This is a genomic window from Candidatus Eisenbacteria bacterium, assembly GCA_026388185.1.
GTDB lineage: Bacteria > Eisenbacteria > RBG-16-71-46 > JAFGJU01 > JAFGJU01 > JAPLKG01.
The window spans coordinates 88,822-101,170 of sequence record JAPLKG010000011.1; the positions used below are offsets into that span (position 1 = coordinate 88,822).

A 12,349-nucleotide genomic window follows, 5' to 3' on the forward strand; every position below is an offset into this window, starting at 1 on the left:
GCACGTGATTGAGCTAACGCCTTCCCTCAGAAGCGAAGTCCTGAAGGAGAAATGGGAGAATCTTCTCTCGAGCTCCTCGGGCGCCACTGTTTTTCACACCAGAGAGTGGGCGCTCGTTCTCAAGGAGACGTACAGGGACTTGGGCGTCAAGTACATTGTGATCGAAGATCAGGATGGTCGTTACGTGGCGGGCATGCCGTTTGCACACAGCAGGAGTCTTTTCTTTTCCACTTATCTTTCCATGCCCTTCGGCACCTACGGGGGTCCCGTGGTCATTGACGGCCTCGAAGAGGACGTCGCCCCGTTCATTGGGGTTGCTCTCCAGGGAATAACGAGGGGGGTCTTTCCTTTTTCTTTCTATTGTGTGACTTACAACACGCCCGTCCTTCTGGAGAGAGCCGTTCAGGGTGCCTTTCCTCAGGGCCGGCGGACGAGGGTTTCCACTCACCTGATCGAGCTTGGCGAGGGATTCGGAAGGCTTTGGGATTCTTCGTTCGATAAGGAAACGAGAACCTGTGCGCGCAAGGCACTCCGAAATGGCGTGAGAATCGAGAAGAGCCCCGGCGGACAAGGCGCCGCCGCGCTTCACTCTCTCTACAAGGAACAGGCCGCGGCGTGGGGGGTGAGGAAAGTTTATCCAGAGCGCCTCGTCTGCCAGATAGCAGAGCTGATGGGCGACAAGGCAAGCATCTGGATTGGTGCTCTCAAGGGGGCGCCGGTGTGCGCCGTGCTTGTGTTTCATTTCAAGGACGTGCTCATGGCGTGGTTGAGCGGGCAAAACGCCGAAGGAAGGAGGGTGTGCGCAAGCCACCTGTTGTATTCCGAAATCCTGAAGGACGCTTGTGAGAAAGGATACTCCGTCTTCAACTTCGGTGGAAGTGGAAAACTGCAAGGCATCCGGTACTTCAAGGAATCGTTTGGGGGAAGGGAATACTTCTACTCTCTTTTCATCAACGAGTCCGGGGTTTTCAAGTCCGCCAGGAAGCTGAGAAGAATCACGACGGGGCATGAATAGCGGTCTGCCGGCGGCAGATTCGCACGAAGGAGTTCAGTCTGGAAGCCGCGAGGGACAGCGCGAGAACCTTTGTGTCGAGGGTCTTTTCGGTTGCGGCCGGAGCAGTTCTCAGCGTTGTCATGGCAAGGTGGTTAGGACCCAAAGGCCAGGGTCTCTACAGCCTCTGCACTGCCGCCTCGCTTGTTGCCGCCCTCCTGGTGAACTGCGGGCTCGGACTCTCCAGCGTCTATTTTCTTGGGAAGAAGACCTTTTCACCCGGCGAGATTGCTTCCGCCTCGCTGGGTTTTGCCGTGACAATCGGCTCCGCCGGATTCATCGTCGCGTCGCTGGTCGTGGGTTTGTTCGAGGTGCCGGGTCTCACTCACGTGCCGGTTGGCGCGCTTATTCTGGCCTTCGCTTCAATCCCTTTCTACAATCTGTCCGACTACTATTTATACTTCCTCATAGGCTCTGACAGAATAAAGCACTTCAACGTGCTGTCTGCGGCGAGAAATGCTTTTCAGTTGGTTTTGGCTGTTTTGCTGATCCTGGTCGCCGGTCTCGGGTTGAACGGGGCAATACTGTCGTGGATCTGCGGTTTCGCGGGGGCGGCATTAGTCTCGTATGTGATGGTGAACAAGCTCGCCCCGGTCAGACTCGTTCTCAAGAAAAAAATTCTCGGTCCTTCGGTGTCGTTTGGAATAAAAGGATATCTTTCCCGCATAGCGTCCTTTCTGTATTACCGTATCGACATGTTTATTCTCAGCTATTTCATGGGAGCCGCCGCCGTGGGGCAATACGCCATAGCAGTCCTGATCGCCGAGTTGTTGTGGAACATTCCGAGTTCGCTCGCCCCGGTCGTCATGTACAAGAGCGCGTCTGAAGACTCACGGGCCAGGGATCTTCTCACCGCGTCTGCGTGTCGTCACACGTTGCTGATATGCGCCGTCGGGGCCGGTTGCGTGGCCCTCCTTGGCCGGCCGCTCGTGAGACTTGCTTTCGGCAACGAGTACCTGCCGTCTGTGACGCCGCTGCTCGTGTTGCTGCCGGGCACCGCTTTTCTCAGTCTGGGAGGGGTTATTGCAAACGATTTCGTCGGCAGGGGAAAGCAACTCATGAACTCATTTGCTGCCTTGCTGACTCTCTCCATAAACGTGCCATTGAACTTCCTCTTCATACCGGTCTGGGGCATAGCGGGTGCTTCCGCCGCCTCGACCTTCTCCTACTGTGCGGGCACCGTGGTCATGCTCGTCGAATTCTTGCGCGTGACGGGCATGAGGCCTGCGGAAGTGCTTGTTCCCAGAGTCGGTGACCTGCATGCGTATCTGAATTTGGTGAGGAACTCGCTCAGGAAGCGCTGAGGAACGGATGAGCAGCATGTGCAAGACCGAAGAGAAGTTCGAGACAACGGTGAAAGGGAAGATACTCATGTTCGCATACTTCTTCCCGCCTCTCGGGGGGGGAGGCGTTCAGAGGACTTCCAAGTTCGTGAAATATCTTCCCTCTTTCGGCTGGCTTCCAGCCGTTGTGACGGTGAACGAACGTGCATACTGGGTGAAGGACAATACGTTGAGGGACGACGTTCCCTCCGGCGTGGACGTCGTAAGAACGTCTGCCGTGTCCGTCTTCCATCTCCTGAGGTTTGTTCCCGGGGGCGGAAGTTCCGGTGGGGAAGGGCAGAGGTCCGGCGCCCTGTTTTCGTTCCTGAGGAAAGTCTCGAGCTTCTTCCTGATTCCAGATCAATACGTTGGATGGGTGCCGTTTGCAGTCAGCGGCGCCCGGCAGTACATGAGAAGACATCCCGTTTCGGTCATCTACTCCACTTCTTCTCCGGACAGCTCTCATCTCGCCGCCCTCCTGACCAAGCGCCTGTGTTCGAAACCGTGGGTGGCGGACTTCCGCGACCCCTGGACCGAGAGGTTGACCTTCGCTTCGCCCACTCGAGTTCACTTGAGACTGCATCGCTTCCTCGAGGCCGCGGTGCTCAGAAACGCGGATCGTGTGGTGTGCACCAGCGAGGAGATAATGCGGGATTTCCTGAACAAGTATCCTCGTCTCGAGCCTCGGAAGTTCCACGTCATTACGAACGGCTTCGATTCTGAAGATTTCGCCGGAACCGTCGCTTTGGCAACGCAATTCACGATCAGTCATACGGGTATACTGACCGGGAAGAGGAATGCGTTCGGCTTTCTTGAAGGCCTGAGGCTCTTTCTCGAGCAGAGGCCGGACGCGAGGCCCAAGATGCGAGTTTCCTTCGTCGGACCGCGCGACAGCGAAAACGAGGTCAAGGCAGAGGAATTGAATCTTCTCGACGTCGTTTCCTTCCGCGGTTCGCTACCCCACAGAGAATGCGTGGCCCTACAGCGCAGCTCTCAGGTCTTGTTGCTCATCGAAGACGACAGCCCCCGCGGCGCGATGATATATCCTGCAAAGGTTTTCGAGTACGGAGCGTCGGGTCGCCCCATCCTGGCTCTCTTGCCGGAGGGCGCGGCCTCGAGATTTGTGAGAGAGCTGAAGGCCGGCACGGTCTGCTCTCCTTCCGATCCGCTCGAGATATCGAGAGCGATATCTTCATTCTTCTCGGCTCACGAAGCCGGAACTCCCCTGAACGGCATCATCGACAAGGGCCTGCTCGCGGCGTACGAGAGACGCGAGTTGACGAAACAACTTGCCCGATTGCTTGCCGCGTTCGAGAAAACGGCCGAATCTCCGCAATCTGGTCCCCGAGAATAGAGAAGGGGAGCCCCCCTTTCTCCCAGGCCCCCGGAAACCCTCTCAAACGGCCGCCCAGTTTCGCAAAAAAAAATCTCCGGCGGGCGGATTTTTTTGTTGACAGTAGGAGGGGGATATCGGTATTATGCGGCAGTGGTGAAGAGTGGTGATTTGAGGTGACATAACCCTAATGATGGTGTTCTATGGAAATCGCATTTCAGGGAACGTTCGCGCACACGATAGACCAGAAGGGTAGACTGAGCATACCCGCGACGCTCAGGGAAATGCTTCCGAAGAATCAGCAGAGGAAATTCACCGTCATGAGGGGGCTGGACGGCTGCCTCTTTCTCTATCCGAGAGGAGAGTGGGAGAGGGTGCAGAGAAAGATAAAGAGGCTTCCCTTCTGGAAGGCCGACACGAGAAGGTTCGCGAGGCTATTCTTTCAGAAGGCATACAACGTGGAGCCTGACAGACAGGGGCGAGTGACGATTCCACAGGAATTGCTCGAGGAGACAAGATTCGACAAGGAAGTGTGGTTCCTGGGAGTGGGGGAGAGAATAGAGATTTGGAATCCCAAGGTTTACAAGAAGTATCTGAGCGAAGGCAACGTGACGTTCGAAGAAGCAGCCGAGAAGGTCTTGGTACCGAGAGAAGACACGGATGACTGAAGAATATCCGGGGCACAACAAGTCTGCATTTCGCACACGAGTGCAAGAGGCCGGGGCTCTAGTGGCCATAGTATTGGAGGGGAGGCTCTCTGTCAGGAACGCTGAAGCTCTGACAGGCCGTCTCGCAAGGCTCTTCACATCTGGGAAGTCCGCTATCATAATCGACTTCTCAAGGCTTAAGCACGCCGACTACAGATGCCTTCCCTCCTTTGCCTCTTCACTCAAGAGGCTGTCCCTGTGCGGCTGTCATGTGACCCTTTGCAGTATGAGTGACTACGTCTTCAACATCTTCAAGGCAGTGGGGTGTGATGACGGGCTGGACATCTACGCGAGTAAACAAGAGGCTGTGAGAGCGCTGGACTTCTACCTAGCCGGGTCTTGCGCCTCTCGGTCGTCTCGAACACGAGCCATATCTGCAACCTTATGACAAAATGCCCCAAAGTCAACCTGGAAAACGGCAGCCACACGCACCAGTCATGGTGCGTGAGATCTTGTCGCTGCTCGTCCACGACCCTGACGGCACTTACGTAGACTGCACTCTGGGTTGTGGAGGACACGCTGCCGCCATTCTGGGAAAGCTCTCTCACCAGGGCAGGCTCATAGGCATGGACAAGGACGGAGCCTCGTTTCTTGTCGCCGGTGAGAATCTTAGAGCGTTTGGTGAAAGAGCGTTGCTCTTCAATCGAGACTTCCGAGAGTTGCCAAACACGCTGGCGGATTTGTCACTCAGATCCGTCGACGGCATATTGTTCGACCTAGGAATTTCCTCCTTCCAGCTTGGCTCCGAGAGGGGCTTCAGCTTTCAGAAGGAGTCACCGCTTGACATGCGATTCGACCCCGCGAGGGGAGTTACAGCCGCCGAGCTTCTGAACACGTTGGAGGAGAGGCGGTTGGTGGAGATTTTCAGGGTGTACGGTGACGTACGAAACGCGAGAGGGCTTGCGCGGTCGATAGTGGAGTTCAGAAGAAGGCAGCCCTTCCTGACCACGCTCCACCTCGTCTCTGCAGCCCGAAAGGTCATTTCCCACGGAAACCCGCACGGCTCTCTTGCAAGAATCTTTCAGGCACTCAGGATAGTCGTTAACGACGAACTTGATAACGTGCGCGAGGGATTAGGGCTCGCTGCGCCTCTCCTCGCCCCCGAGGGCAGGCTCTGCGTAGTCTCGTATCATTCGGGCGAAGACAGGATCGTGAAGCAATTCATGCGCGAGACGTTGCTTCTCGCCATTCTCACCCGCAAACCGTTGAGACCGGGAAGAGACGAAGTCGTGGAGAATCCAAGGTCCAGGAGCGCTCTGCTGAGAGCAGCCAGGAGGTCGTAGGATGACCAGGTTCTTGAGGAGATCGCCGCCCCCGAGATCGGGTTGGAGCACGTTTCCGTCACAGCGCAAGAATGCCCTCAAGAGGGTGCTCTCGTTCGCGGTGGCCTTCCTTCTCGCCTTCCTCTTCGCCTGGGAGAACATCTACATGGATCAGCTTCTCTCCGACCTGCAGAAGCAGAGGAACGCGGTGGAGAACCTTCGCGCGCAGGTGACCGAAACGCGCGCTGTAATCCAGGAGAAGATGATGCTGGCGCTTTCAGACACCGACGCATCGAGCATTGGACTCGGAGCAGCCGACGTTGAACAGATCGTCCTGCTCTCGGAAAGCTCGGGCCTCTTTGCCGGGCGGCAGTACGTCCCGGCTCGACTGTCTTCGTTGGAACAAGTTCAGAGACGGATATTTGACTTCTTCGTGACGACGGCTCTGGCGCGTGTGCAGAGTCCGGAGCAGCCATAAAAAAACCGGAACATCAGACATGAGAACGTATGATCCCAAGCGAAGACTCAAGCACCTTGCTCTCGCTTGCCTGGTCATATGGCTCATCCTCTTTGTCAGGCTACTCCAGGTCCAGATCTTCCTCCATTCCTCCTACGTGAACAAAGCAATTGCGCAGCAAAATCGACGCGTACCGGTGAGCGGGATCAGGGGTACCATCTACGACAGAAACGGCGAAATCCTGGCCCAGGACATCAGGACCTCCTCGGTCTGCGCCTACCCCGATCAAGTGAAGAACAAGGTTTCCACCGCCAGAGAGTTGAGTTCGGTCCTCGGCGTTCCCTACGGAAGGGTCCTCGCGCAACTCAAGAGAAAAGTGGGCTACGTCTCTATAGCCAGCAAGATATCTGCTGAGGCCGAAGCCAAACTGCGTGAGGCAAGACTCGGGGGCGTAGACCTGATTGACGACACAAGACGGATATATCCCCTTGGGGCTGCTGCCTGCCACGTGGTCGGGCTCGTAAATCCCGACGGCGAGGGCATAGAAGGCGTCGAGGCAGGAATGAACGAGGTTCTGATGGGCACGCCGGGCTGGTTTATCCTGGCCCACGACGCCAAGGGAGAAGACTTTGTCACGGCCAAGAGTGTGATGAAGGAGCCGAGAGCGGGGGCCAACGTAATCCTGACAATCGATTCCCACTACCAGACGATCGCGGCCTCAAGTCTCAAGCGAGCAGTCGCCGCGAACAACGCTGTTGGCGGGACGATCATCATCGTCAATCCAGCCACGGGCGAAATACTGGCAATGGCCAACGAGCCCAGCTTCGATCCTTCCGACAATCGCACCTGGAAAAAAGGTGCACTGAGAAACAGGGCCGTGACCGACCAGTTCGAACCGGGGTCGACCTTCAAGCTCATCACTGTTTCCGCAGTCCTTGACGAGAAGCTTGCGGATTCGACGAGCGCGTTCTACGCAGAAAACGGCGTTGCCTACATTGGAAAAGCCAGGATCACCGACACGCATGAGCACGGATGGCTCAATCTCAAGGAGTTCTTCACGGTATCGAGCAACATCGTCGCGGCCAAACTGGGGATGCTTCTCGGGAAAGAGAGGTTCTACAGATATTGTCGCGCCTTTGGGTTTGGGGCGACGACCGGTATAGACCTTCCCGGAGAGGCTGCGGGCAAGCTGAGAAACCCTTCCGCCTGGTCCGAGAGATCTCTTCCCACGATGGCGTTCGGCCAGGAGATTTCTGTCACGTCTCTACAACTCGTGATGGCCTATGCGGCAATTGCCAATGACGGCATACTCATGCGCCCCGCCACAATAAAGCGCGTGCTGGACACCGAAAGAAAACCCTTGAGGACGTGGCAACCTCGCAGAACACGGCAGGTGGTCACTGCTTCCACCGCCAGGACTGTCCGCGAGTTTCTCGCCACCGCCGTAGACATAGGAACCGGCAGGAACGCCGGCGTTGACTGGTGCAGGTTGGGCGGCAAGACTGGAACCGCACAGAAATACGACCCGAACACTCGTACGTATTCGTACTGGATAAGTTCTTTCGCAGGACTCGTTCCTGCCGAGAATACAAAGATTGTCTGCCTTGTCGTGCTGGATCAGCCCGCTCTGGCACACTTAGGCGCGCTCGTGGCAGCCCCGGTTTTCAAGGAGGTGATTGAGACTGTCAGCAAGTGTTCGAGGTCGCCTTTGGCCCCCGGCTTTGACAGCATTCCCTTTGTAGTCAAGAACGACGCGTCCCTGCGAGTGCCGGACGTTAGACTTCTTGCCGAGGAGAAAGCGGGGGAAGACCTGCGGAAGGCCGGTTTCCGCGCGCAGCTAAAGGGGATCGGTAGTCGAGTGGTCTCGCAGGACCCACCTCCGGGAGCCTTGACCAAGGCGGGGGCAGAGGTGCAGCTTGAACTCAAGGAGAGCGAGAAGCTGCCCGAGAGTGCGGCGGTCATTCCGGACCTCACCGGCCTCAGCGTGAGGGAGGCGCTCCGAAAGCTCTCCTTCATCGCCGTGAGTGCCAAGGTCGACGGAAGCGGCGTCGTAGTCGCTCAGTTTCCGCCTCCCGGGACCACTACTCGCCGCGGCGAGCGATGCGTTTTGACGTGTAGACCCACGGTTGACGTCTATACCTGTAGTACCAGATGAAGAATGGTCGGAGTGAGGCCAAGTCGCAATTGAGACTGAAGACACATTCAATGAAGCTCCAAGACCTACTGAGTGATCTCGAGACAAAGACGGTTTCGGGCCCTGACGACGTTGACGTCTCACACATTGCCTACGATTCCCGGAAGGTAGGACCTGGAGCAATCTTTGTCTGCGTGAGCGGTTTGCGCAGCGACGGCCACAAGTTTGTCAGGGAGGCTGTTTCGTCGGGGGCCGTGGCGGTGGTTGTCGATAGAGACGTACCCGTCGACGACGCGGTGAGAATCCGTGTTCCCGATTCGAGGAAGGCCCTCGCCTTGCTCGCATGCAGTTTCCACGGACACCCTTCGCGCAAGCTCAAGATCGCCGGAATAACGGGAACGAATGGGAAAACCACGGTGTCTTATCTGGTCCAGTCGATCTGTTCTCAGGCCGGTTTGAAGGCGGGGGTCATCGGCACCGTCGGCTACGACGTCGGTGATACGAAACTCAAAGGTTCCCACACGACGCCCGAGGCGCCCGAATTCCAGGAACTCCTGAGCAGAATGGTGGCGCAGAGAATCAGTCATGCGGCCGTCGAAGTCTCCTCGCACGCTCTGGCGCTCAGGCGTTCCTACGGAACAAAATTCGACGTGGTCGTGTTCACGAATCTCACCCGCGACCATCTGGACTTTCACGGCACGTTCGAGGACTACAGGAAGGCCAAGCTCAGGCTCTTCGATCGCGCAGAGAGGGGAGTCTCGGAGAAGGACCGGCCCACGGCCGTGCTCAATCTTGACGATCCTTTCTCTGACGCCCTGGCCGAGGCCGTGGGCGAAGATATAATCGGCTACTCGATTGACAAGGACGCCGACTTGAGGGCGCGAGACGTGAAGCTTTTCCCGGGCGGCAGCACGTTTTCTGTGATCTGGAAGGGGCAAGCATTCGAGGTCAGACTCTCTCTTCCCGGCCTGTTCAATGTCGCGAACGCCCTCGCGGCTTTTGGCGTGGGAACGTCCTTCGGGATCGAGGGACATCACGCAGTTCGCGGGCTCGAGGCGATGAAGGGAGTCAAGGGAAGGCTGGAGCTCGTGGAGAAGTGTCAGCCTTTCTCTGTTTTCGTAGACTACGCCCACACGCCGGACGCCCTGAGCAACGTGCTCAGGACCGTGCGCGACATCACGAAGGGAAATCTCATCTGCGTGTTCGGCTGCGGAGGGGAGAGAGACAAAGGCAAGCGAAGTGAGATGGGGCGTGTCTCCGGAGCGCTCGCGAACTACACCGTCATCACGTCCGATAACCCGCGAAGCGAGGAGCCGCTCTCCATAATCACCGAAATAGAGGAGGGAATGCTTGCGGCTGGTGGATGCTACGAGACGGTCCCCGACCGTCGCGAGGCGATAGGACGTGCCATCGCTCGCGCGAGGCAGGGCGACAGCGTCCTCATAGCAGGCAAGGGGCACGAAGACTATCAGATCCTCGGTGACAAGGTCATACATTTCGACGACAGAGAAGTGGTCGAGGAGTTTTTGAACGGACGATCGCGATGAAAGTGAGCTTCACGGTAAACGAAATCATCAAGGCGACCGGCGCCGCGTACCCCAGCGAGGGAGCGAGACGGAGGGTACCCGAGTTTTTTCCCGGGATATCCGTTGATTCGCGAACAGTGGGGGAGGGAGAGCTCTTTGTGGCCCTCAGGGGTAACAGGTTCGATGGCCACGACTTCATTGATGAAGCGCTCTCCGGAGGCGCGTCGGCTGCTCTTGTCTCGAGCGACTGGGTGCGTGCGAGGAGAGACGGAGACGTTGCAGGCGCTTTTCTTGTCGTGCGGGATTCTCTCGCCGCGTTCCAAGAACTCGGGAAATATCACAGGATTCGTATCAATCCCAGGGTGGTTGCCGTGACAGGAAGCAACGGCAAGACGACCACGAAGGACTTGATTGCGGCAGTCTCTTCGGCGAAGTATCCCACGGCCAAGACCCAGGGGAATCTCAACAACCAGTTCGGCGTACCGATCACTCTCCTTCAGCTCAAGACCGGAGACGAGGTGGCCGTCGTGGAGATGGGCATGAACCATCCCGGGGAACTTCGTCGCCTTGCGGAACTCTGCATGCCCTCGATTGCGGTGATAACGAACGCCAGCGCCTCCCATCTGGAAGGGCTCGGCACGGTTCACGACGTGGCCCGCGCGAAGAGCGAGCTGGCCGAAGACCTGAGTAGAGATGATTGGCTCATTCTGCACAGAGATTCGGAAGAACTCTACAGGCAGAACCGCACCAGGCGCTGCAGGATTGTCACCTTCGGAATGTCTGAAGAGTCCGACCTATTCCCCAGGGACGTGCGCCATTCTGGAAGAGACGGAACGGAGCTGCAGGTAGACGGTTTTCCTCCGGTCAGACTCGCGTTGCTGGGCAGACAGAACGTGCTCAACGCGCTCGCGGCTCTCGCTGCCTCGAGATCGCTGGGCGTGCCGCCCGAAATCGCGGTTTCTGCGCTCGCCACGACGAGACCCGCTAAAGGCCGGATGGAGATCAAGATGGTCGGACCGGCCACTTTTGTGGACGATTCGTACAACGCAAACCCGATTTCGATGAAGATGGCTCTCGAGACCTTGTTTTCCCTCGACGGCTTCGGAAGGAGAATGGCAGTTCTCGGTGACATGCTCGAGCTCGGCGACACGAGCGAGAGATGGCACGTAGAACTGGGAGTCCAGGCCGGCAAAGCAGACATGCTGCTGCTCCGTGGACAATTCGCTCGGGCCGTCGAGAGGGGGGCTCTAAGCGCGGGCATGGATCCTGGAAAGGTTTCCGTTCTTGGAACGCACGCCGAAATGGCCGAGCGAATACTGGCAATCTGGGCCGAAGGTGACCTCTTTCTACTGAAGGGCTCGAGGGGCATGGAAATGGAGAAGGTGCTTGCCGAGCTTGCAAGACGCGTGAAGGAGCCTTCCGGACCGGCCGCGGCCGGCTTGAGGAGAGAAGCGTAACGTGCTGTACCATTTGCTCTATCCGCTTCACACTCACATTTCCTTCTTCAACGTATTCAGGTACATAACGGTCAGAGCCGCGTACGCTGCGGTGACCGCTCTTCTCTTGAGCCTGATCCTCGGCCCGCCGCTCATAAGGTGGCTCAGGACCTTCAAGATAAGGCAGACGATAAGACAGGACGGCCCGGCCACGCACTTCACCAAAGAGGGAACGCCGACCATGGGCGGCCTCCTCATACTTCTTGCGGTTGTGGTGCCGACACTTCTCTGGGCAAACCTGGCAAACAAGTTTATATGGATTGTGCTTCTGTCCACGGTGTGGTTGGGACTGATTGGTTTCCTGGACGACTACCTCAAAATAGTGAAGAGGTACCCGAAGGGATTGCGTGGTAGATACAAGATCGCTGCCCAGATCGCCCTCGGCCTGGCCGTGGGGCTCATTCTCTATTTCTACCCGACGCAGCAAGAAATGGCAGGATGGACCAACGTGCCGTTTTTGAAAGAGATGAGTCTCTATTTCGGTCCGTTCTACGTGCTGTTCGTGGTACTTGTCATCACGGGAAGTTCGAACGCAGTGAATCTGTCTGACGGACTTGACGGGCTGGCGATAGGAATGGTGATCTTCGTCGCTCTGGCCTTCGGAGCCCTGAGCTATGTCACGGGCCACGTCAAGTTCGCCAGCTACCTCAACGTCTACTACATCGAAGGAGCGGGGGAGCTGTCGGTATTCTGCGGCGCCGTCATGGGAGCTTCCCTGGGTTTTCTGTGGTTCAATTGCCACCCTGCTGTCGTGTTTATGGGAGACACGGGGGCGCTGGCGCTGGGAGGTGCGCTGGGGACCGTCGCAGTTCTGATAAGGCGCGAGTTGCTTCTCGTAATCGTGGGTGGTCTCTTTGTGGTGGAAGCACTCTCCGTCATGTTGCAGGTAGCTTCCTTCAAGCTGCGCGGTCGCAGATTGTTCAGGATGGCCCCGCTTCACCATCACTTCGAATTGCTTGGCTGGCCCGAGTCGCGTGTCGTAGTCAGATTTTGGATAGTTGCTGCCATATTGGCGCTCGTTACCATCACAACGCTGAAACTACAATGAAAACACCAAACAC

At 57.3% G+C, this 12,349-nt stretch carries 11 protein-coding genes; all 11 read left to right on the forward strand.

The genetic code is table 11. The features are described 5' to 3' along the window. Positions 1-4: 4 nt before the first annotated feature. Positions 5-1,015 carry a GNAT family N-acetyltransferase gene (locus NTX17_06055; protein ID MCX5800933.1) on the forward strand — a complete coding sequence of 337 codons (1,011 nt, stop codon included), beginning with the start codon at positions 5-7 and terminating at the stop codon, positions 1,013-1,015. A 38-nt stretch (positions 1,016-1,053) separates the two neighbouring features. Continuing rightward, positions 1,054-2,355, forward strand: coding sequence for a flippase (locus NTX17_06060; GenBank protein MCX5800934.1), 1,302 nt, complete (start codon positions 1,054-1,056; stop codon positions 2,353-2,355). A gap of 16 nt (positions 2,356-2,371) precedes the next feature. After that, positions 2,372-3,727 carry a glycosyltransferase family 4 protein gene (locus tag NTX17_06065; protein MCX5800935.1) on the forward strand — a complete coding sequence of 452 codons (1,356 nt, stop codon included), beginning with the start codon at positions 2,372-2,374 and terminating at the stop codon, positions 3,725-3,727. A 182-nt stretch (positions 3,728-3,909) separates the two neighbouring features. Beyond that, entirely contained in the window at positions 3,910-4,374 is a 465-nt protein-coding gene (gene mraZ, locus NTX17_06070) for a division/cell wall cluster transcriptional repressor MraZ (GenBank protein ID MCX5800936.1), read from the forward strand. After that, positions 4,367-4,801 (forward strand): STAS domain-containing protein, encoded by a 435-nt coding sequence (locus NTX17_06075; GenBank protein MCX5800937.1) that lies wholly within the window; start codon positions 4,367-4,369, stop codon positions 4,799-4,801. The genes mraZ and NTX17_06075 overlap by 8 nt, the downstream gene beginning before the upstream one ends. 4 nt (positions 4,802-4,805) lie before the next feature. Then, positions 4,806-5,696: a 16S rRNA (cytosine(1402)-N(4))-methyltransferase RsmH gene (gene rsmH, locus NTX17_06080; protein ID MCX5800938.1), complete on the forward strand. Its 891-nt coding sequence runs from the start codon at positions 4,806-4,808 to the stop codon at positions 5,694-5,696. A 1-nt stretch (position 5,697) separates the two neighbouring features. Next, on the forward strand, positions 5,698-6,153 hold the full coding sequence (locus NTX17_06085; protein MCX5800939.1) for a hypothetical protein: 456 nt from the start codon (positions 5,698-5,700) through the stop codon (positions 6,151-6,153). A gap of 19 nt (positions 6,154-6,172) precedes the next feature. Then, complete coding sequence (locus NTX17_06090; protein ID MCX5800940.1) at positions 6,173-8,287, forward strand: penicillin-binding transpeptidase domain-containing protein; 2,115 nt, start codon at positions 6,173-6,175, stop codon at positions 8,285-8,287. A gap of 50 nt (positions 8,288-8,337) precedes the next feature. Next, complete coding sequence (locus NTX17_06095; GenBank protein MCX5800941.1) at positions 8,338-9,813, forward strand: UDP-N-acetylmuramoyl-L-alanyl-D-glutamate--2,6-diaminopimelate ligase; 1,476 nt, start codon at positions 8,338-8,340, stop codon at positions 9,811-9,813. After that, entirely contained in the window at positions 9,810-11,249 is a 1,440-nt protein-coding gene (locus NTX17_06100) for a UDP-N-acetylmuramoyl-tripeptide--D-alanyl-D-alanine ligase (protein MCX5800942.1), read from the forward strand. The genes NTX17_06095 and NTX17_06100 overlap by 4 nt, the downstream gene beginning before the upstream one ends. Position 11,250: 1 nt before the next feature. Then, entirely contained in the window at positions 11,251-12,336 is a 1,086-nt protein-coding gene (gene mraY / locus NTX17_06105; GenBank protein MCX5800943.1) for a phospho-N-acetylmuramoyl-pentapeptide-transferase, read from the forward strand. The last annotated feature ends 13 nt before the right edge of the window (positions 12,337-12,349 follow it).

What these genes read in the sequence shown, in the direction of transcription:
- mraZ (MCX5800936.1), top strand. Translation starts at nt 3,910, where the DNA reads ATGGAAATCGCATTTCAGGGAACGTTCGCGCACACGATAGACCAGAAG.
- NTX17_06100 (MCX5800942.1), top strand. Translation starts at nt 9,810, where the DNA reads ATGAAAGTGAGCTTCACGGTAAACGAAATCATCAAGGCGACCGGCGCC.
- NTX17_06095 (MCX5800941.1), top strand. Translation starts at nt 8,338, where the DNA reads ATGAAGCTCCAAGACCTACTGAGTGATCTCGAGACAAAGACGGTTTCG.
- NTX17_06085 (MCX5800939.1), top strand. Translation starts at nt 5,698, where the DNA reads ATGACCAGGTTCTTGAGGAGATCGCCGCCCCCGAGATCGGGTTGGAGC.
- NTX17_06075 (MCX5800937.1), top strand. Translation starts at nt 4,367, where the DNA reads ATGACTGAAGAATATCCGGGGCACAACAAGTCTGCATTTCGCACACGA.
- rsmH (MCX5800938.1), top strand. Translation starts at nt 4,806, where the DNA reads ATGCCCCAAAGTCAACCTGGAAAACGGCAGCCACACGCACCAGTCATG.
- NTX17_06090 (MCX5800940.1), top strand. Translation starts at nt 6,173, where the DNA reads ATGAGAACGTATGATCCCAAGCGAAGACTCAAGCACCTTGCTCTCGCT.
- NTX17_06065 (MCX5800935.1), top strand. Translation starts at nt 2,372, where the DNA reads ATGTGCAAGACCGAAGAGAAGTTCGAGACAACGGTGAAAGGGAAGATA.